The following is a 19,008-nucleotide window of genomic DNA, read 5'->3' on the forward strand; positions in this document are numbered from 1 at the left end:
AAAAACCTCCCCACCACATGGGGATTAAAACTTTATAGGTGCACGGAAGTCAGAGCTATCTCTTTCTCTGAAAAACCTCCCCACCACATGGGGATTAAGACACCATCTTAGCGGTATCACCCACTACCTTGGCCTCTGAAAAACCTCCTCTCCACTCGGGGATCTTGGCAAGGCAAAAAAGGCCGTCTGAAAATATTTTTCAGACGGCCTTTTTTTATGTATGCCTTTTATTGGCTGATGTCTTCCAGCGTACGGCCTTTGGTTTCTTCACCCAATACCAAGATTACCGCCACAATCAGCAGCATAACCAGCGCAAACATCATAAAGATATTGCCGAAGCCACCGCTGTTGCCCACCATCGCCGCCACTACCATGGGCGCAAGTATGCCGCCGACGCGACCGATGGCGCCTGCCCAGCCGGATGCGAAGGCACGGAAGCGCAAGGGGTAGAGTTCAGGGGTGTAGGTGTACAAAACGCCCCATGCGCCCAAGTTGAAGAAGGACATCAGGCTGCCCCAGATCATGACTTCGGCCGCAGTGGTGCTTTGCCCGAAAAACCATGCGCACGCGGCGCAAGCGGCCAGAAAGCCTGCCAGCGTTGCTTTGCGGCCGATTTTTTCCACCAAAGCCGCGGCGGCTATATAGCCGGGCAGTTGCGCAACAATCATCACCAACACATATTCAAAGGTTTTGACCACGGTATTGCCCTGCTCGACCAGCAATTTGGGCAACCAAGTGAAAATGCCGTAATACGAAAACACGATGCCGAACCAAACCAGCCACAGCATCAGCGTGCGCCGTGCAAACGGATGTTGCCAAAGTTGGAAGAAGCGGATGCGTTCGCGCGGGGCGGCCGGTGCGGCAACTGCTTGTGTCGGCGGCGTGATGCCCAATTGAATTTCCAGCGCGGATACCAAACGGTGCGCTTCATCGGTTTTGCCGCGGGAAAGCAGGTAAGGCACGGATTCGGGAACGAATTTCAACACCAACGGCACATAAAACAGGGGCAAGGCGCCGAATAAAAACGCGCTGTGCCAGCCGGTTTGCGGAATAAAGAAATAAGACACCAGCGCGGCCGAGAGCCAGCCCAAGCCCCAAAAGCTTTCCAGCAATACAATAAAACGGCCGCGTACTTTCGGCGGCGCATATTCGCTGACCAGCGACACGGCGACAGGCAGCTGGCCGCCCAAGCCGACGCCGACAAAAAAGCGGCACACCAGCAAAACCGTCAAATCAGGCGCAAGCGCACACAAACCTGTGGCAATGCTGTACACCACCATCGTGCCGGCAAAAACGGTTTTCCGTCCGAACCTATCCGCCAGCCAGCCGCTGAATACCGCACCCAAGGCCATGCCGACAAAAGCAATGCTGACAATCCAACCCAACTGCGCCGGAGCCAGCGCCCAATCTTTGCCCAAAGCCGGCAATACAAACGACACCAAGCCTGTATCCATGGCATCAAACAGCCAACCTATGCCGACCAAAACCAGAAGTTTGTAATGAAAGCGGGAGGGCGGCAGATTGTGCAGCCGCGTCAGAATATCCATCACTTCTTTCCTTTGTTTGTGTATGATTGAATTGGGTTTTAGCAATAAATGCTTTAATTTCAGTGACAAACCTGAAACCGAGACATTGTGTCGATTTTAACATTGGTACCACATGCAAAGAATAGGAAGCGCGTGTTTTTTAGATATTTTTGAATATCTTAATCTTGGCGATAAACCGCATACCATATTGAAACATGAAACAAGAAATCACTTCAGGCCGTCTGAAAGTCGATGGTTTGGTTTTCAGACGGCCTGCCGTTTTTTGCAAAGGCTTCATGCTTGGGTTATGATGTTTATTTGTAATATGTAAACAGATGATTGCCTGTTTTTACATAACAGGCCGTCTGAACAACGGAGAACGATATGAATGCGGTTGTAATTGCGGTCATCATCATGCTTGTGCTGTCTTTATCGCGCGTGCATGTGGTGCTCAGCTTGGCTGTCGGCGCGTTTGTCGGCGGCTTGGTGGCCGGTATGCCTTTGGAGAATGTAACCAACACGGCCGGAGAGGTGGTGCAGCAAGGGATTATTCCTGTTTTTAACGAAGGCCTGAAAGGCGGGGCGCAAATCGCGCTGTCTTATGCCATGCTCGGCGCGTTTGCCATGGCCATCACGCATTCCGGCCTGCCGCAACAGCTCGCCGGCGTGATTATCCGCAAACTCAGCGGCGGTGAAGGCAATGCGAAAGGCGAAGGCGCGGTCAAATGGCTGTTGCTGGCGATTATTTTGTGCATGGGCGTGATGAGCCAAAACGTTGTGCCGATTCATATCGCGTTTATCCCGATGATTATTCCGCCGCTGCTGTTGGTGTTCAACCGTTTGAAACTCGACCGCCGCTTGGTGGCATGTGTAATTACGTTTGGCTTGGTAACGACTTATATGTTCCTGCCTTACGGTTTCGGCGCCATCTTCTTGAACGACATCATGTTGGGCAATATCCGCTCGGCAGGCATGGACACCGGCGGCATTAATGTGATGCACGCAATGGCGATTCCGGCTTTGGGCATGGTATTCGGCTTGCTGCTGGCCTTTTTGCACTACCGCAAGCCGCGCATTTATCAAAACAATACCACTGACACGGAAGACAACCGTGCGGCAGTGCAACAACAAGAGCCTTCAACCTATCGCAGCTTGGTGGCGGCCGTGGCGATTGCCGTGTGTTTTGCCATTCAACTTTTGTATGATGGTTCGCTGGTATTAGGCGCCATGTTGGGCTTTGCCGTGTTTATGATGTTGGGCGTGATGAACCGCTCCGCCGCCAGCGATGTGTTCGGCGAAGGCATCAAAATGATGGCGATGGTCGGCTTTATTATGATTGCGGCACAAGGTTTCGCCGCCGTAATGAACGCGACCGGCGAGATTCAGCCTTTGGTCGAACACAGCATGGCTTTGTTCGGCGGCAATAAAGGCATGGCCGCATTGACCATGTTGTGCGTCGGCTTGCTGGTGACCATGGGCATCGGTTCGTCCTTCTCGACTTTGCCGATTATTACCGCGATTTATGTGCCTTTGTGCATGAGCTTGGGTTTCTCGCCTATGGCGACCGTCGCCATCGTCGGCACGGCCGGTGCGCTGGGTGATGCAGGCTCCCCTGCTTCCGACTCGACACTCGGCCCGACCATGGGTTTGAACGCCGACGGTCAACACGACCACATCCGCGATTCGGTTATCCCGACTTTTATCCACTACAATATCCCGCTGATGGCTGCCGGCTGGATTGCCGCGATGGTGCTGTAATATGAGCGATATTCAGGAATTGGAACACCGCGTCACGGAGCTGGAAATTCAGACGGCCTTGCAGGAAGATTTAATCGGCAGCCTGAACGACACCATCGCTAAGATGCAGCAGGCTTTGGATTTGCAGCAAGGCCAGTTGCGGCTTCTGTATCAACGGATGCAGGACAAAGGAGCAAACGGCGAACGCGAACCGTACAGCCTGCGCGACGAGATTCCGCCGCATTATTGATAAACTGAAAAAGGGCGTGTTGGATACATGCCCTTTTCTTTCATAGCAAAGGCCGTCTGAAAGTCAATCAAGCTTTCAGACGGCCTTTTAAACAATCCAACCTTACAAACAAGCCAATTCGTTGGCCATTTGCTGCTCGACGGTTTCACGTTGGCGGATAAGTTTGTATCCGCTGCCGTCAACCAATACTTCCGCCGCACGATTGCGCGTGTTGTAGTTGCTCGCCATGCTTGAACCATACGCACCGGCACTGCGGATAAGCAGTAAATCCCCTTCTTCGCAAGCGATGATGCGGTCTTTGCCGAGGAAGTCGCCGGTTTCGCAAATCGGGCCGACGATATTGGCCGTCAGAGGCTCAATGTCTTTGGTTTCGACCGCTTCGATGTGATGATAGGCGTCATAAAGCGCCGGACGCATCAAATCGTTCATCGCCGCATCGACCATCACAAAGTTTTTCTCTTCGCCATGTTTGACGAACTCGACGCGCGTCAACAACGCACCGGCATTACCAACCAAGCTGCGGCCAGGCTCGAGAACCAGTTTCAGACGGCGTGTACCGATCAGTTTTTGAACTTCTTTGGCATACGCACCCAAATCAGGCACATTTTCGTCTTGGTAAACAATACCGACACCACCGCCCAAGTCCAAGTGTTCCAACACAATGCCTTCGGCTGCCAATTGGTCTACCAAGGCCAAGATTCGTTCGCAGGCTTCAATAAGAGGGCTAAGGTCGGTCAGTTGCGAGCCGATGTGGCAGTCGATACCGATGATTTTCAAATGGCTTTGTCGGGAAGCATGACGATAGGCCTCAAGCGCATCGGCATAGGCAATACCGAATTTATTGGCTTTCAAACCGGTGGAGATATAAGGGTGGGTTTTGGCATCGACATCAGGATTGACGCGCAGGGAAACCGAAGCAACTTTACCCAAGCGCGCGGCAACTTTCTGAATACGGTCGATTTCGGGAATGCTCTCCATATTGAAGCATTTCACGCCCGCATTCAGCGCAAATTCAATTTCTGCCTCACTCTTGCCCACACCGGAAAAAATCGTTTTCGCCGCATCGCCGCCGGCCGCCAAAACACGCGCCAACTCACCACCGGATACAATGTCAAAACCGCTCCCCAAAGAAGCAAAGTGTTTGATGATGCTCAGGTTGCCATTGGCTTTAACCGCGTAGCAGACAAGCGGGTTCAAAGCAGCAAACGCGGTTTGGTAGTTGTCAAACGCCTCGGTCAGCGCAGATTTGCTGTACACATAAAGCGGCGTGCCGAATTCCTCGGCAAGGTAGGAATAAGGGATTTGTTCGCAGGATAAGGTCATGTTTGTGAATTCTTTTTTAATCGTTGGTTTGAGTGGTCGGCTCTTTGGCCGTATCAAATTTCAAGCCGGTCTGAATCACGCCGAAGCGCGCCTTGTCGCCTTCTTTGGGCAGGTAGAGATCGCCTTTGTAGCCGCAGGCAGAGAGCAGCAGAGCCGTTACCGCTGCAAAAAATACGCCGTATTTCATCAGTAAAACTTTCTTCATCATTACGAATGTGGCAAGATTCGGTATCTTAAACAAAAACCACACAAAAAGCCATGATGACCGAAAGCGAATTCATCCGCCTGAGCGAAGAATTGTTTGAACACATTGAAGACCAAATCGATGAAAACGGCTGGGATTTCGACTGCCAGTTTGCCGGAAACGTGCTGACCATCGAAGCCGAAGACGGCACGCAAATCATCGTCAACCGCCACACGCCCAACCAAGAATTGTGGATTGCCGCCAAAAGCGGTGGCTACCATTTCGCCGAGCAAAACGGCAAATGGCTGGCAACACGCGACGGACGGGATTTCTACGATGTTTTGAACGAAGCACTGAGCGCGGCTTCGGGCGAAGCAGTCAATATTGCCGAATTGTGATTGAATCTTTAAATCTCACCCGCTAAAAATCTATTTACCTCAAAGGATACCCAAATGCCCCTACTAGACAGTTTCAAAGTCGACCACACCCGTATGCACGCCCCTGCCGTACGCGTGGCCAAAACCATGACCACGCCCAAAGGCGACACCATTACCGTGTTTGACCTGCGTTTCTGCATTCCCAACAAAGAAATCCTGCCTGAAAAAGGCATTCACACGCTGGAACACCTGTTCGCAGGCTTTATGCGCGACCACTTAAACGGCAACGGCGTTGAAATCATCGACATTTCCCCAATGGGCTGCCGTACCGGTTTCTACATGAGCCTCATCGGTACGCCCGACGAGCAAAAAGTAGCCGACGCATGGCTAGCTTCAATGCAGGATATTTTGACCGTTCAAGACCAAAGCAGAATCCCCGAGCTGAACGAATACCAATGCGGTACTTACCTGATGCACTCGCTTGCCGAAGCACACGAAATCGCCCAAAACGTTTTGGCACACAAAATCGCCGTCAATAAAAACGAAGAGCTGACATTGGACGAAAGTCTGTTGAACGCTTAATCCGCCATGACAGCAAAGGCCGTCTGAAACTCTATATGACAAGTTTCAGACGGCCTAAGACCTTTTATTCCAATTTTCAACCTTTCAGCCACAGTTTTACACCGCCTAAAAATAAGTTGGCGGATGCTGACAGTGTACATAGTATAATTACACCTTAAACAAACAACCTGATTCTATTGCCTTTATGAAACCGTTTTTCTGCAAAACCGCCATTGCCCTCAGCCTGACCCTCCCCGCCGCCGCGAATGCTGCCGAGTATGTCTGCAATGTTGAAGGCATTACCGTTTATGCTTCATACCAGATCAATGATGCCTGTCGCATAGTTGAAACAAACAATGTAACAGAAAACAGCGTCGTTGCGATTCCAAGCGACACTCCGGTTTTAAAAACGGTACAAACAACAGAATTTAAAGCATCTGCCGCTGACTACGTTCATACTTCTCAAGCAACGCCTGCGGTACAAACCCCAGTCGTTGTTACTCGAAATGAATACGGTGTTCCCGCACCTATTTCCATTCCGATGGCACAAACTCGACAAGCTGTGCCTACGAATAAAACCATTGCAGACAGCGTAATCGTTTCCAACAATACGCCTGTTTTGGAAACACCAGCCGTTGCAAAACCTGAAAACTATGTTGTTGATACTACTGTCCACAACACAACTCCTGTCGTACAAACGCAGACGACTGCTGCTCAAGAGGACAACACTATTGTTCCTCCAACGCTCGCAGCGCAAACCCAACCTACCGTTGCAGCCGACAAAGCCATTGCAGACAGCGTAATCGTTCCCAACAATACGCCTACTCTGGAAGCGCCACCCACAATAAAAGCTGAAGACTATGTTGCCGACACTACTGTCCGCAATACAACTCCTGTCGTACAAACTCAGTCTAGTGCAACCCAAACAGAAAACAGTATTGTTCCTGTAATGCTTGCCGCACAAGCCCAACCTACTGTTTCTACCGAGAAAACAGTTTCAAACGGCATTGCTATTATTAATGAAACACCAGCTGTTCAACCTGTTGTACCTGCAATCCAAATTCCACAAGAGATTATTCAGAACTCGGCAGCTCAGCCGCAAACTTCAACTACCCCAAATAGCCAAGCAGTAACAGCTCAGGATGAAGCGCTCGATAAAACACCTGCCAAAGTCGAGACTAAGCGCAAAGGCAAAACTTATGCCAAAACCTCCTCTCGACGCAAAGCCAAGGTCAGCCGTACTAAAACAGCCGTTGTCCGCGCATCCGAAGAACAAGCAGCCAAACCTATTGCCACAGCTTCGATCGAACCAAGCACGCTGGCAACTGCCACTCCGGTAGAACATGACAAAACCACTGTCCCAACACCTTTCCCACAAGCATACAAACCGGCAGCCGACATTTTGCTGGATAAAGGAAATAATGACAGCGATATCAAAATTCTGCCGAATGTACCGATTACCAGCGTGACCAACACAGCCGAAGCTGCCAATCCGCGCCTCAATATTACCCTGCGCAACCGTCAGAACAAATCACGCAGTTCTTCATACAGCAAATACAAAGCCCCTGTTATCCGTACTGCTCCTGTAGTTACGCCGGCTCCTAAGCCAAGCCCTAAAGAAACCCGCAAACAGATATTGCAGACCGAAGTACGCAATGAACAGGCTGCTATTACCCGCCTTCAAACACAGCTGAATGCGGCCAAACAAAAAGGCGACCAGATTAAAATCCAACAACTGACCCGTACCATCAACGCCCGTAAAGCGAATATCCGCGCTATTCAAGGCGAGATGTCTCGTTGATTGTTTTTTTGATACCAAAAGGCCGTCTGAAAATATTTTCAGACGGCCTTTTTAATCACGTAAACCTTTTTTATTCAATAGACAAATACTTTATCTAAAATCACGCCAAAGTACATTTCTTCACATCCCTACCCTCGTGCGCCATTACTTCTTCTATCCAATCAGCGATATTTTGCCAATAATATTGCGGCTTTTCAGACGGCCTATCAGTCTGAGTACCTTCATCATTCAACACAACGGGAATACCCTGCTCTGCACCGGCTTCAAGCACAATCCAGATACTGCCTTCATGGGTATCGGCACGGGCTACTTGATGTTCATACGCCCAGCCAACCGCAGCTTGTCCGCCATTTTGCACAGACTGCATCGCCAGAGATAATGGATGAAAGCAGGTATCTACATTGTTGTCGACAGCCACAACCAAAGTTGCACCACGCGTTCCTAACGCTTGCGCGGCATGAAAAACGGGGGAATTGTGCAGATTGGCAATAAAGTCAAACGGCATCGCGGCGTGATGGTTCAGCACATTGTCTGCCATTTTTTCAAATACGGATGGCGAAGAAAACGGCGTACCGAGAAAAACAGCGCAATCAGAACGAATTTCGCACTGCTCTTTCAGTTGCCCTGCACCAAGCGCGGCAATCAAACTCAAGCGGCTGAGGCGGCGGGTATCTATACCGCTTTGCTGCTTTAAGGTTTGTTTGAGAATTTTACCGCCGGTACCGGCGTCAGTATCAAAACGCACGGCGGCGGTAATGCGGATATTAGGATTTACGGTTGCCATTTCCATACTAAAGATGTGTTGCTGCCGCCAAAACCAAACTGATTGGCCAAACAGAAAAAGCCGCCTTTTTGTGAAGCAGCGCATTCGGAAAAACGAATTTCCCACCCCTGATAATCGCTGCTTCCGCCTTGTTTTAAAGCGGATAAAAGCAAAGCCGTTTCAAGGGCTGCCGTTGCGCCAAGCGTGTGTCCGATTTGCGGTTTGAACGCCATCAGAGGCGGCAGTGTACCGAATATATTTTCCAGTGCGGCCAATTCGGCGGCATCGCTGTCAGCCGTGCCAATGCCGTGTGTTTTAACGGCTGCAATGCTTTCAGGAGCGATGCCTGCAATATCCAAAGCTCGACGCATCACCTGCTCTTGCGCTTGGCCATCGCTTTGAATCAGGTCATTGCCTGTATTGGCGGCGTGTCCGATAAGTTTCAGACGGCCTGAAGAAGATTCGGGAGCAGCGGAAGATAAGGCAAGCGCGGCAACACCTTCGCCTAAAATCAAACCGTTTCCGCCAAAAGGCTGATACTGTTCGGCCAGCAAACCCAAGCTGTGAAAATGCAGCAAGGTCAGCCGGTTGAGGTTTTCAATGCCAAGCACAAAGGCACGCTCCGCCATGCCGTGCAAACAGTTATCCGCCTGAATCAGCGCATGGGCAGATGAAGTGCAGGCAGTAGCGAAACTGAAAATTTGCTGATTGCCGCTGCGCCGGCGCAAATCTTCGGCGAGATAAAGCAAATCGTGTTCTTCTACCACCCTATTGCCCGCAAAATGGCGGTTTTCATATTCGGAGATGGAATAGGAACTGGAACCGATAAACACCGGCGCATCATGCCAGCTTTCAGACGGCCAGCCTGCATTTTCAGCAGCTCGGCGCAAATGTTGTTCGGCAATATCCGCAAATTCCTTCCGCCCCAAACTGTCGCCGGCAAATGCACGAAAATAAGCAGCCTGCTGTGGCTGGTTTAAAAACGTATAAGACACCGCATCAGGCCGTCTGAAATCCGTTTGCGGATTCAAGGCAGAAGTGGCCGCCGTACCACAAACCCAACTCACACGCCATGCTCCGCACGGATAAACGCCGCCAAATCGCGTACGCACATCATATGTTTGCGCACCATCCGGTCGCCCTGCAGGCGCACTTGGAAATACTGTTGCAAGGCAACGCTGATTTGCAGTGCATCAAGCGAATCCAAACCGACCGGACTGCCATCGCCAAACAAAAGTGCATCGTCGGTGAAATCATCCATATCCACATCGTCGGCCTTATCGGCCTCTTGTACGATTAACTTTTTCAATTCCGTTTCCAGCTCGTGCTCAGCCAGTGTAAAGGTGTAAGACATTTTTTAAACTCCCATTTTTATATCATGAAGCAACAGCTCGTTTTAGTGCAACCCGCTACGCTCGTTTTAGCGAAACTCGCTACGCTCGTTTTCAGACGGCCTAAACTTTATGCAAAATCGCCCCAAAGCGTCTGCATGGCGGCAATGGCCGCAAGTGAGGCGGTTTCGGTACGCAACACCCGTTTTCCAAGCGTAACGGATTGAAAACCGACATCAAATGCCTGCTGCTCTTCCTTCTCCGTCCAGCCGCCTTCCGGACCGACCATAAACACGACCTTACCGGATTGCGGCTGAACATCGCTTAGTTTTTGTGCGCGATTCAAGCTCATTAACAGTTTGGTCGTTTCCTGCGGCAACTGTTGCAGAGCCTGCGCATAAGTCGTCAGCGGCAAAACCTTCGGCACAATATTGCGGCCGCTTTGTTCACACGCCGAAACGACAATTTCCTGCCAACGCGCCACCCGCTTTTCAGCGCGTTCACCGCTCAAGCGGACGACACAGCGTTCGCTGATGACCGGGCGGATTTCTGCCACACCCAATTCCACGCTTTTCTGCAAAGTGAAATCCATGCGCTCGGCGGAGGATACCGCCTGTACCAACGTAATGTTCAGCGGCGATTCGTTGTCCGTTGCCTCTTCACGCAAAATCCGCACGCTGGCGCGACGTTTTTCCAAAACTTCGGGCAAAGCCGGATATACCTTGCCATTGCCGTTGAACAACACGATTTCTTCTGTGTTTTTCACGCGCAATACATTCAGATGGTGCACCACATTATCGGGCAATTCGATCACGCTGTCGGGGCTTAAGGCAAAATCAACATAAAATCGGGGCATGGTTTCCTGCTTTATTCATGTATATAATTTGAACTTTCGTGAACGAAGTTGAAACACGGCAACATACACTTGCCTGCCTGATTTCGATTTCATCCACTATAATTTGAAAACTTCCCGAATTTTAATCCACTGTCACGCAAAACTGCAAAAAACAAGGATACGCCGTGCTATATCGTTTACAGAAAGTCGTCCGCCACATCGCCCAAACCGAAGTCATGCCGCGTTTTCTGAACACGCCGTCACGACGTAAGGAAGACGGCTCGGTTTTGAGTGAAGCAGATTTGGCCGCACAAACCGCTTTTGCCGCCGCCCTGCCCTTATTGGAGGATTGTCCGATGTTGGGCGAGGAGATGAGCGTTCAGGAGCAAACCCGTTTGTGGAACGAACATTCAGACGGCCTGTGGATTGTCGACCCTATCGACGGCACAAACAACTTCGTCAACGGTTTGCCGCATTTTGCCGTATCCGTCGCGCTGGTTAAAAACGGCCATGCCGAATTAGGCGTGATTTACAATCCGGTCAGCGGCGAATGTTTCTACGCCGAACGCGGCAAAGGCGCATTCCTCAACGGCACGCCGCTGCCGCTGCGTTCGGAAAACAAAAAACTCAACGAATCCATTGCCGGCGTGGAAATCAAATACCTGCGTTCGGGCAAACTCGCCAGCCGCATGAATACCCTCGCCCCATTCGGCACAATCCGCAGCATGGGCAGCAGTACGCTCGATTGGTGCTACCTTGCCAGCGGCCGCTACGATATTTACATCCATGGCGGACAAAAGCTGTGGGACTACGCTGCCGGCGCATTGATTTTTGAAGAAGCCGGCGGCTGCCTGACCACTTTGGAGGGCGACGATTTTTGGAGCGGCGAACATGTATTCAAGCGTTCCGTCATCGCCGCATTGCAACCCGAGCTGTTTCAACAATGGGTGAAATGGATTCGAGAAAATCAGTAAAAATACCGTTTATCTTCAAAAAATCACGATTATCTTGCAACTTATTGAAATTATTTCACTTCTTAACAGCATTTAATACTAAAAACGGTAGAATATTAATCGCTGACACAACACCGCTCTTTCATCCCTTTTGGGCGGTGCAGCAAGTAAGACGTTTTCCCGCAATGTATTGGCCATTCATACTTCTCCCTTAGTATGAATGGTTTTTTTTATCTGCAAAAACAGCTCAGGCCGTCTGAACATTCAGACGGCCTGTTTACACTACTATTTGAAAAACTGTCCGCAACACGCCTTAAACTTTTTGCCCGAACCGCACACACAAGGCTGTTTCATCGTCGGCAACGCAACGGTCGGATCAATAAAGTACCAACACCCGTCTATTTTCACGAACGCCGACAATTCATGATGGCACTCGGTTTGCCTGTTCTCTTCAAAATACGCCTCAAACTCGACCAAAGCATGCAGCTTGCCAAACGGCACATGACGGATAACCTTCAATCCCGACCACTGCGTCTGCCTACTCCATGCCGCCAAATCCTGCTTGTCCAACAAATTCTGCTGCGCAGGGACAGTCGTGTCCACAATATAGTCGATTTCCTGCAAAACATATGCGCTGTAACGCGAACGCATCAACTCTTCCGCCGTCGAGGCCGCCGCCTCACGCGCATGAAACGGTGCGCAACATTCTGTATAAACATGCCCCGACTGACAGGGGCAAAGTGTAGCCGTCATTCCTAATTACCCGAATAAATCCATTTCAAAATTATAACGCAAACCCGACTCAGGCCGTCTGAAAACGAGCGCAGCGAATTTCGCTAAAACGAGTGTAGAGAGTTTCACTAAAATAAGCAAAGCGGGTTTCGCCAAAACAAACGCAACAATCTGATATAATGCACCTTTTCGATTTTGACTATCCATGATGAACATTCCCATCCAAAGCATCAGCCGCCTGTTGCCGCAAACCCAATGTCGTGAATGCGGTTATGAAGGCTGCTTACCCTATGCGCGTGCCCTGTCGGCAGGAGAAGCACCGGTAAACTTGTGCGCGCCGGGTGGAGAAACCGTCATGAAAGACATTGCCGACCTATTGGGCAAGCCCTACCTCGCCCCGGCAAAAACACAAATTAAAGCCGTAGCCCTGATTGACGAGGCCGTCTGCATCGGCTGTACCGCCTGTATCCGTGCGTGCCCTGTTGATGCCATTATGGGCGCATCCAAACTGATGCACACCGTCATCAGCGACGAATGCACCGGCTGCGGCTTGTGCGTTACCCCCTGTCCCGTCGACTGCATCGACATGGTTCCCGTATCGCAGCCCTTCCTGCCGTCCGCACGCCGTTTCAGCACCTCTGCCGAACCGCGCTTTGCCGCCGCCGAACACGCGCAAAGCCGTTTTGAACGCCATACCGCGCGCAAACAGCGCGACGATGCCGAACGAAAAGCCCTACTGGCGCAACGCGAAGCCGCCGTCAAAGCCAAACAGGCCGCACAGGCACAAGCCCAAACAGCCGCACCAAGCGCCGCATTCAACCCTATGGATTTGATTGCCAAAGCCATGGCCAAAGCGCAATCGCAGCAGGACAAACTCGTCTCCTCCGACAACCGCGAAGACTTCAAAGCGCGCCAAATCGAAGAAGCCAAAGAACGCGCCGAACTTCGTCGCGCCCAACGTGATGCCAAATACGGCAACGAAGCCGAAAAAGCCGCCGCCATCGAATTTCTGCGCCGCTACAAAGCCGAGCAGGAAGCGGCCAAAGAAGCCCGCTGATTTCCAAAACAACAAACCCATTCCGACCGCATCAGGCCGTCTGAAAACATTGCACGAAAACCAATAACTTTATGACCACACAAGAATTTCCACACCAGCATACCGCCCATTGCGAAAGCGGTGTGATGTCCACCCTGCTCAAATACCATGGCCACAATTTAGACGAAGCCATGATTTTCGGCATTGCCCACGCGCTGACATTTGTCTGGATGCCGCTGATCAAATTAAACGGCATGCCGCTGGTTTCCTACCGTACCGCGCCGCGCAGCATCATCAAAAACACCTGCAAAGCATTGGGGCTGAAATTATCCGTCCGCAAATTTTCCGACGCACAAAGCGGACAAGCCGCATTGGATGCCGCGCTGTCCTCAGGCAAACTGGCCGGTTTGCAAACCTCCGTCTTCTGGCTGCCCTACTTCCCGCCGCAAATGCGCTTCCATTTCAACGCACACAATCTTTTAGTGTACGGCAAAGACGGCAACGACTACCTCATCAGCGACCCCGTATTTGAAACCGTACAACGCTGCGCTGCCGAAGATTTGCAACGGGCGCGCTTTGCCAAAGGCGTATTGGCGGCAAAAGGCATGATGTACACCTTGGAAGACAACAGGCCGTCTGAAAAAATCATGGCAGACTTGCCTGCCATTATCCGCAAAGCCATACGCAAAAACGCCAAACATATGCTCGCGCCGGTCTTTTTCATCGGCGTAAAAGGCATCCGCACGCTGGCAAAAAAAATCGAATCCCTGCCTGCCAAACAAAACGACAAATACCAAAAACTGTTTCTTGGCCATTTGGTGCGGATGCAGGAAGAAATCGGTACCGGCGGAGCAGGTTTCCGCTATATCTACGCCTACTTCCTCGAACAAGCCGCCCATATCTGCAACGAACCTGCGTTTCAGACGGCCTCGGAACAAATGACCGCCATCGGCGACCAATGGCGGCAGTTTGCGGCGATGTGCGTGAAACAGTGCAAAAAACCGTCCGAAAACGGCTGCCGTAACATTGCCGAATTTCTGCGCGAAATTGCGGATGATGAAGAAACATTATGGCGGGGATTATTGAAATAATCAGGATTTATTCGATCCCGATTAATCTACCATGGATTATTTTGACATTCAGGCCGTCTGAAAACTAAAAGAAATTAAAAATGCGTTACCTAGCTACTGTCTTATTATTGTGTTCTGCCTTAACCTATGCCGCGCCGCCGGACGGCTTTGCCTTGGTTCATGATACCGACGGACACACCAACTTACGCGAAAGCCCCGATTTGAATGCCAAAATCTTGGCAAAAATTCCCAACGGTACGCCGTTGGAATGTCTGGGTGATGGCGGCGAAGGCAGCCTGAGTTTCTGTACTGCCCAGCTGCAACAACCTGCCGCCGAAGACTACGGTTTCATCCATTACAGCCGTCTGATATTTCCCGCCGCCGATAAAAGCTTCGTCCGCCTGCGCGAACAATCCGGTCGCGACGATACGCTGACTTTGTCCGGTAGCGGACAAACGGTACACATCACTGCCCGCCGTATCCACCCCAAACGCAGCGACTTTTCAGGTACAGCCCCAAATAGTGACAACGCACCTCTCTATCAAGGCAAACCGTTTTACGGTACGGACGGCTCCATTCCGAAAAGCGTCTTTGCAATAGAACAGATCACGCTAAACGGTCAAGCAGTTCCTGCCGCAGAACTGCAAGGGCTGTTCTTGCCCGATTTTGCCGCCACTGCACGCAGCAGCAATGCGTATGATGGCTGGGAAGCCTATTACCGCCGCAACGATAAAACGCTTTATCTGTTTAATTCGGTGAATAATGATGCTGGTTCTTTCGGTATGTGTTTCGTATTTAAAGATGGCAAATTCCGGCAACGTTATGTGTGGACTGCATTACTATAAATATTCATTAAAGGGCAATTTGGAAGCCATGATTCAAATCCAATCCCTCTCCCACCGTTATCCCAAAGCCGAAACTGCCGCACTGGACAATGTGTCGTTCGATATTGCCGACGGCGAATGTTTGGGGCTGCTCGGTCACAACGGTGCGGGGAAAACGACGCTGATGTCGCTTTTGGCAGGCTTGCAGGAAGTGCGGCAGGGCGAGATTTTGTTTGACGGCAAGCCATTGCGCCTGTTGAGCCGCAGCGAGCGGCAGAAAATCGGTTTGGTGCCGCAGGATTTCGCGTTTTATCCGCAGCTTTCGGTTTGGGACAACCTGCTGTTTTTCGCCTCGCTTTACAAAGTGCGCGACAAAGGCCGTCTGAACGCGCTGTTGGAACAGACCGACCTGACCGCCCATAAAAACAAGGCGGCGAAGCATCTGTCGGGCGGGCTTAAACGTCGTCTGAATTTTGCCATCGGCCTGATTAACACGCCGCAACTGGTATTCCTTGATGAAATCACGGTCGGCATCGACCCGCAGTCGCGCCGCTTTATCCTCGACAGCGTGGCGGATTTGACGCGACAGGGAGTAACAGTGGTTTACACCTCGCACTATCTGTCGGAAATCGAGCAGCTTTGCGACAAAATCGCGCTGCTGCAACACGGTAAGCTGGTGTACCACGGCGGTTTGGACGAGCTTTTAAGCACGAAAACCGGTGTCGTGCGTTTTACTGTCGATCCACCATTACTGCCTCAAACGCTGGCCGCTTTGGGTGCCAAGCAAGTGGACAGCCGCGGCATGATGGAAACGACGCACGATGCCGCCGCCGTTTACGCCGCCCTGCAACAAAGCGGCGCGCAAATCCGCTACTTCCAGCAGGGACACGGTTCGTTGGAAACGTTTTACCTTGATTTCCTGCGCAAAGACGAACCGGCAACAGATAAGCAAAACCCACAATGACGACTTCCTCCCTCCTCAAAGAACTCAAACTGCTCTGCCGCGACCTGCACGGTTTGGCCGTGTTGTTTGTGATGCCCATCGCCTTTATGCTGATTATGTCGTTAGCACTGAGCCGCGACCAAGACCCGCACACCGACAGCCGCATTGCGCTGGTCGGCGCGGCAAACGACAGCGTCAATACCGCGCTGGCCGCCGCACTGGGAAAAGAGCAGATTCATGTCACGCTGATGCCGTCTGAAAAACTGACCGATGCGCAAAATGGATTGCACGACAAGCGTTTCCAACTGGTACTGCACAACCCGAACCCCGCTTCCGGCAAAATCGCTGATGACAAAGCCTTGCAAATCTATGTACCGCCCGATACCGAGCCTTCATGGCTGGCAGCGGTCAAAGGCGTTTTGCAGCAGCACTACACCGAAACGCGGCTGGACGCTTATTTCGACAACAACGACGGCATCAAAATCGACAATAAAAAACTGCCCCGCGCCATCCGCAAAGACATCCAGAAAAAAGTGGATGAAAAAAACGACGAACAATTCGCCGCCGTGCGCAGCTTTTTAGATAAAAAAATGCTGGAAGAACACTATCTGAGCGCAGGCAGCGGCACGGTGGAAAAACCCAACGCCGTACAGCACAGCGTTCCCGCATGGCTGATTTTCGGTATGTTTTTCATCATGATACCGCTGTCGAACGTCATGGCGCTGGAACGCCAGACCAACACCATTACCCGCCTGCGCCTCGCCCGCGCCTCCGCGTCCGGCCTGATTGCCGCGAAACTCGTCCCCTATTTCCTGATTAACCAGCTTCAGTTTATCGGAATGCTGCTACTCGGCCGCTACCTGCTGCCCGAAATCGGCGTGCCCGCCCTCATACTCAACGGCAGCCTTATTCCCTACGCACTGCTGTCCGCCGCCGTCAGCGCCGCCGCACTCGGCTACGCGCTGTTAATCAGCGTCTGCGCCAAATCCACCGAACACGCCGTCGTACTCGGTGGTGGCGGCATTATCCTGATGGCAGCAATCGGCGGCATTATGGTCCCCGCCCACGTCATGCCCGAAACCATGCAGCAACTCACTTGGATTTCCCCGATGGCTTGGGGCTTGAAGGCTTTTCAGGAATTGCTGCTCAACCGCAGTGGGCTGGACGGAATCGGCCGTTATCTGCTTTTATTGTCTGCCTTTGCTTTTGCCACGCTGACTGCTGCCGTATTGGTTTATCGTAGGCAGTTGCAGACGCAGGTAAGGTTTTAAACGTTTGTCTGCCAGGTAGAAAGCTTATTTCTCAAAACTATTCCTATAAAACTTCAGGCCGTCTGAAAATATCTTTCAGACGGCCTGATGCTTGATGTGCTATGGATTGTTTCAATAACAAAATACTCAACAAAATCCTAAAATCCAAACGTAAAAAAACCTGCTTTTTTCAAAGCAGGTTTTCATATTTGGTGGGTCGTGAGCGATTCGAACGCTCGACCAACGGATTAAAAGTCCGCTGCTCTACCGACTGAGCTAACGACCCGATAAGCTGTGCATTATAGAGATGGGGCACACGGCTGTCAACACCTTTTTTAAACTTTTTTATTCGACGACGATTTTCGGGAAGCGGCTGCTGAAGTCTTTGCCTTTATCGGCAATGGCCAGCGCGATTTGGAAGGCGGCTTCGGTGTAGATGTCGGCGATGGTTTGGTTGTTTTCAAACAAGGCCGAAGATGTGCCGCTATCCATGGCTTCGCGTACAGGCAGACTCAACGGAAGCTGGCCGAGCAACGGTACGTTCAAACGCTCTGCCAAGTTTTTACCGCCTTCTGCGCCAAAGATTGCTTCGGCATGGCCGCAGTTGGAGCAGATATGGACAGACATGTTTTCCAAAACGCCCAAAATCGGGATATTGACTTTGTTGAACATATCCACGGCTTTGCGTGCATCAATCAGGGCGATGTCTTGCGGCGTGGTGACGACAACGGAGCCGGTCACGGGGATTTTTTGCGACAGGGTCAATTGGATATCGCCTGTACCCGGCGGCAGGTCGATGAAGAGATAATCAACATTGTCCCATTCGCTTTGGAACATCAGCTGTTGCAAGGCTTGGCTGACCATCGGGCCGCGCCAAACGACGGCTTGGTCGGTATCGACCAGGAAACCGATAGACATTACTTGAATGCCGCTTTCGGCTTCAACGGGAATGAGTTTTTTGTTTTGTTGGTCGGGTTTGCGGTCTTGTACGCCGAGCATGGTGGGCTGGCTTGGGCCGTACAGGTCGGCATCAAGTACGCCGACACGTGCACCCATTCTGGCCATTGCGGTGGCAAGGTTGGCTGTGGTCGTTGATTTGCCGACGCCGCCTTTGCCCGATGCAACGGCGATGATGTTTTTCACGCCTTTGATGGTCGCCACGCCGGGTTGGACTTTGTGCGTACCGATTTCGGTATCGATACTCAAATGGATATGCGTGTCGCCAGTATGTGCCATGACGGCTTCTTGGAGGGCGTTGGCAATGTCGGCGGCGATATGGGCAACTGGGAACGCGAATTTCAGGCCGATATGCAGGCCGTCTGAACGCTCTTCAAGGAGTGTAACGGCTTTTTCGCTGCCTAAGGTGCGCATTGTATGGGGAATCAATACGGCATCGAGTGCGGTTCGGATGGCTGGGATATTCATAATCTGCCTCTTGAATGTGGGAAATTGTTTATGTGCGCGATTTGTCGTGCGACAAATCTGCCGAATTATACCCTTGAACGCCACGCA

Annotated in this window: 20 protein-coding genes and 1 tRNA gene; 11 read left to right on the forward strand and 10 right to left on the reverse strand. The window is 51.4% G+C overall.

Features of this window, described 5'->3' with window-relative positions; genetic code table 11:
• Window positions 1-227: 227 nt before the first annotated feature.
• Entirely contained in the window at window positions 228-1,547 is a 1,320-nt protein-coding gene (locus tag HMPREF2700_RS09775; RefSeq protein ID WP_070591790.1) for an MFS transporter, read from the reverse strand.
• Between the two features lie 363 nt (window positions 1,548-1,910).
• On the opposite strand from HMPREF2700_RS09775, the gene HMPREF2700_RS09780 reads away from it, so the two are divergent.
• Together HMPREF2700_RS09780 and HMPREF2700_RS09785 are read left to right on the forward strand one after the other, a co-directional pair.
• Window positions 1,911-3,284 carry a Na+/H+ antiporter family protein gene (locus tag HMPREF2700_RS09780; RefSeq protein WP_070591792.1) on the forward strand — a complete coding sequence of 458 codons (1,374 nt, stop codon included), beginning with the start codon at window positions 1,911-1,913 and terminating at the stop codon, window positions 3,282-3,284.
• A 1-nt stretch (window position 3,285) separates the two neighbouring features.
• Entirely contained in the window at window positions 3,286-3,513 is a 228-nt protein-coding gene (locus tag HMPREF2700_RS09785; RefSeq protein WP_004518924.1) for a SlyX family protein, read from the forward strand.
• A 102-nt stretch (window positions 3,514-3,615) separates the two neighbouring features.
• Here the strand turns inward: HMPREF2700_RS09785 and lysA are convergent, their stop codons facing one another.
• Window positions 3,616-4,836, reverse strand: a complete 1,221-nt coding sequence (gene lysA, locus HMPREF2700_RS09790; RefSeq protein WP_070591793.1) for a diaminopimelate decarboxylase — start codon at window positions 4,834-4,836, stop codon at window positions 3,616-3,618.
• A gap of 16 nt (window positions 4,837-4,852) precedes the next feature.
• Window positions 4,853-5,023 (reverse strand): LPS translocon maturation chaperone LptM, encoded by a 171-nt coding sequence (locus HMPREF2700_RS09795; RefSeq protein WP_036493473.1) that lies wholly within the window; start codon window positions 5,021-5,023, stop codon window positions 4,853-4,855.
• A 71-nt stretch (window positions 5,024-5,094) separates the two neighbouring features.
• Here HMPREF2700_RS09795 and cyaY point away from each other — a divergent pair, with 71 nt between their 5' ends.
• The 3 genes from cyaY to HMPREF2700_RS09810 all read left to right on the forward strand — a co-directional run bounded on the left by cyaY (window position 5,095) and on the right by HMPREF2700_RS09810 (window position 7,759).
• The gene (cyaY, locus tag HMPREF2700_RS09800) at window positions 5,095-5,418 is read left to right on the forward strand and encodes an iron donor protein CyaY (RefSeq protein ID WP_049323082.1); all 324 of its coding nucleotides are present in this window, start codon (window positions 5,095-5,097) and stop codon (window positions 5,416-5,418) included.
• A 54-nt stretch (window positions 5,419-5,472) separates the two neighbouring features.
• The gene (gene luxS, locus HMPREF2700_RS09805) at window positions 5,473-5,979 is read left to right on the forward strand and encodes an S-ribosylhomocysteine lyase (RefSeq protein ID WP_070591795.1); all 507 of its coding nucleotides are present in this window, start codon (window positions 5,473-5,475) and stop codon (window positions 5,977-5,979) included.
• A gap of 184 nt (window positions 5,980-6,163) precedes the next feature.
• Complete coding sequence (locus tag HMPREF2700_RS09810; RefSeq protein ID WP_070591796.1) at window positions 6,164-7,759, forward strand: hypothetical protein; 1,596 nt, start codon at window positions 6,164-6,166, stop codon at window positions 7,757-7,759.
• 100 nt (window positions 7,760-7,859) lie between these two features.
• Here the strand turns inward: HMPREF2700_RS09810 and HMPREF2700_RS09815 are convergent, their stop codons facing one another.
• The 4 genes from HMPREF2700_RS09815 to HMPREF2700_RS09830 form a co-directional block, all read right to left on the reverse strand.
• Window positions 7,860-8,549: a hypothetical protein gene (locus HMPREF2700_RS09815; protein ID WP_070591798.1), complete on the reverse strand. Its 690-nt coding sequence runs from the start codon at window positions 8,547-8,549 to the stop codon at window positions 7,860-7,862.
• Complete coding sequence (locus tag HMPREF2700_RS09820; RefSeq protein WP_070591800.1) at window positions 8,531-9,589, reverse strand: beta-ketoacyl synthase N-terminal-like domain-containing protein; 1,059 nt, start codon at window positions 9,587-9,589, stop codon at window positions 8,531-8,533. Before HMPREF2700_RS09820 ends, HMPREF2700_RS09815 begins: the two co-directional genes overlap by 19 nt.
• Window positions 9,586-9,876 carry an acyl carrier protein gene (locus HMPREF2700_RS09825; RefSeq protein WP_070591802.1) on the reverse strand — a complete coding sequence of 97 codons (291 nt, stop codon included), beginning with the start codon at window positions 9,874-9,876 and terminating at the stop codon, window positions 9,586-9,588. The genes HMPREF2700_RS09820 and HMPREF2700_RS09825 overlap by 4 nt, the downstream gene beginning before the upstream one ends.
• Window positions 9,877-9,983: 107 nt before the next feature.
• Window positions 9,984-10,709 carry a 16S rRNA (uracil(1498)-N(3))-methyltransferase gene (locus HMPREF2700_RS09830; RefSeq protein WP_070591804.1) on the reverse strand — a complete coding sequence of 242 codons (726 nt, stop codon included), beginning with the start codon at window positions 10,707-10,709 and terminating at the stop codon, window positions 9,984-9,986.
• 164 nt (window positions 10,710-10,873) lie between these two features.
• Here HMPREF2700_RS09830 and HMPREF2700_RS09835 point away from each other — a divergent pair, with 164 nt between their 5' ends.
• The gene (locus tag HMPREF2700_RS09835; RefSeq protein ID WP_003684681.1) at window positions 10,874-11,662 is read left to right on the forward strand and encodes an inositol monophosphatase family protein; all 789 of its coding nucleotides are present in this window, start codon (window positions 10,874-10,876) and stop codon (window positions 11,660-11,662) included.
• 264 nt (window positions 11,663-11,926) lie between these two features.
• On the opposite strand, the gene HMPREF2700_RS09840 is transcribed toward HMPREF2700_RS09835, so the two are convergent.
• The gene (locus tag HMPREF2700_RS09840; protein ID WP_070591805.1) at window positions 11,927-12,394 is read right to left on the reverse strand and encodes a YchJ family protein; all 468 of its coding nucleotides are present in this window, start codon (window positions 12,392-12,394) and stop codon (window positions 11,927-11,929) included.
• A gap of 187 nt (window positions 12,395-12,581) precedes the next feature.
• Here HMPREF2700_RS09840 and HMPREF2700_RS09850 point away from each other — a divergent pair, with 187 nt between their 5' ends.
• The 5 genes from HMPREF2700_RS09850 (at window position 12,582) to HMPREF2700_RS09870 (ending at window position 17,517) form a co-directional block, all read left to right on the forward strand.
• A complete protein-coding gene (locus HMPREF2700_RS09850; protein ID WP_210389904.1) occupies window positions 12,582-13,430 on the forward strand; it encodes an RnfABCDGE type electron transport complex subunit B in 849 nt (282 codons plus the stop codon).
• 71 nt (window positions 13,431-13,501) lie between these two features.
• A complete protein-coding gene (locus HMPREF2700_RS09855; protein WP_070591809.1) occupies window positions 13,502-14,500 on the forward strand; it encodes a BtrH-related acyltransferase DarH in 999 nt (332 codons plus the stop codon).
• A gap of 80 nt (window positions 14,501-14,580) precedes the next feature.
• On the forward strand, window positions 14,581-15,324 hold the full coding sequence (locus tag HMPREF2700_RS09860; protein ID WP_070591811.1) for an SH3 domain-containing protein: 744 nt from the start codon (window positions 14,581-14,583) through the stop codon (window positions 15,322-15,324).
• A 28-nt stretch (window positions 15,325-15,352) separates the two neighbouring features.
• A complete protein-coding gene (locus tag HMPREF2700_RS09865; protein ID WP_070591928.1) occupies window positions 15,353-16,267 on the forward strand; it encodes an ABC transporter ATP-binding protein in 915 nt (304 codons plus the stop codon).
• Window positions 16,264-17,517 (forward strand): ABC transporter permease, encoded by a 1,254-nt coding sequence (locus HMPREF2700_RS09870; protein WP_070591813.1) that lies wholly within the window; start codon window positions 16,264-16,266, stop codon window positions 17,515-17,517. Before HMPREF2700_RS09865 ends, HMPREF2700_RS09870 begins: the two co-directional genes overlap by 4 nt.
• Before the next feature lie 189 nt (window positions 17,518-17,706).
• Here the strand turns inward: HMPREF2700_RS09870 and HMPREF2700_RS09875 are convergent.
• Both HMPREF2700_RS09875 and apbC read right to left on the reverse strand, forming a co-directional pair.
• Window positions 17,707-17,782, reverse strand: a tRNA-Lys gene (locus tag HMPREF2700_RS09875).
• Between the two features lie 59 nt (window positions 17,783-17,841).
• Entirely contained in the window at window positions 17,842-18,921 is a 1,080-nt protein-coding gene (gene apbC, locus HMPREF2700_RS09880; RefSeq protein WP_070591815.1) for an iron-sulfur cluster carrier protein ApbC, read from the reverse strand.
• Between the last annotated feature and the right edge of the window lie 87 nt (window positions 18,922-19,008).

Source organism: Neisseria sp. HMSC068C04, from assembly GCF_001810105.1.
Classification (GTDB): Bacteria; Pseudomonadota; Gammaproteobacteria; order Burkholderiales; family Neisseriaceae; genus Neisseria; species Neisseria flavescens_B.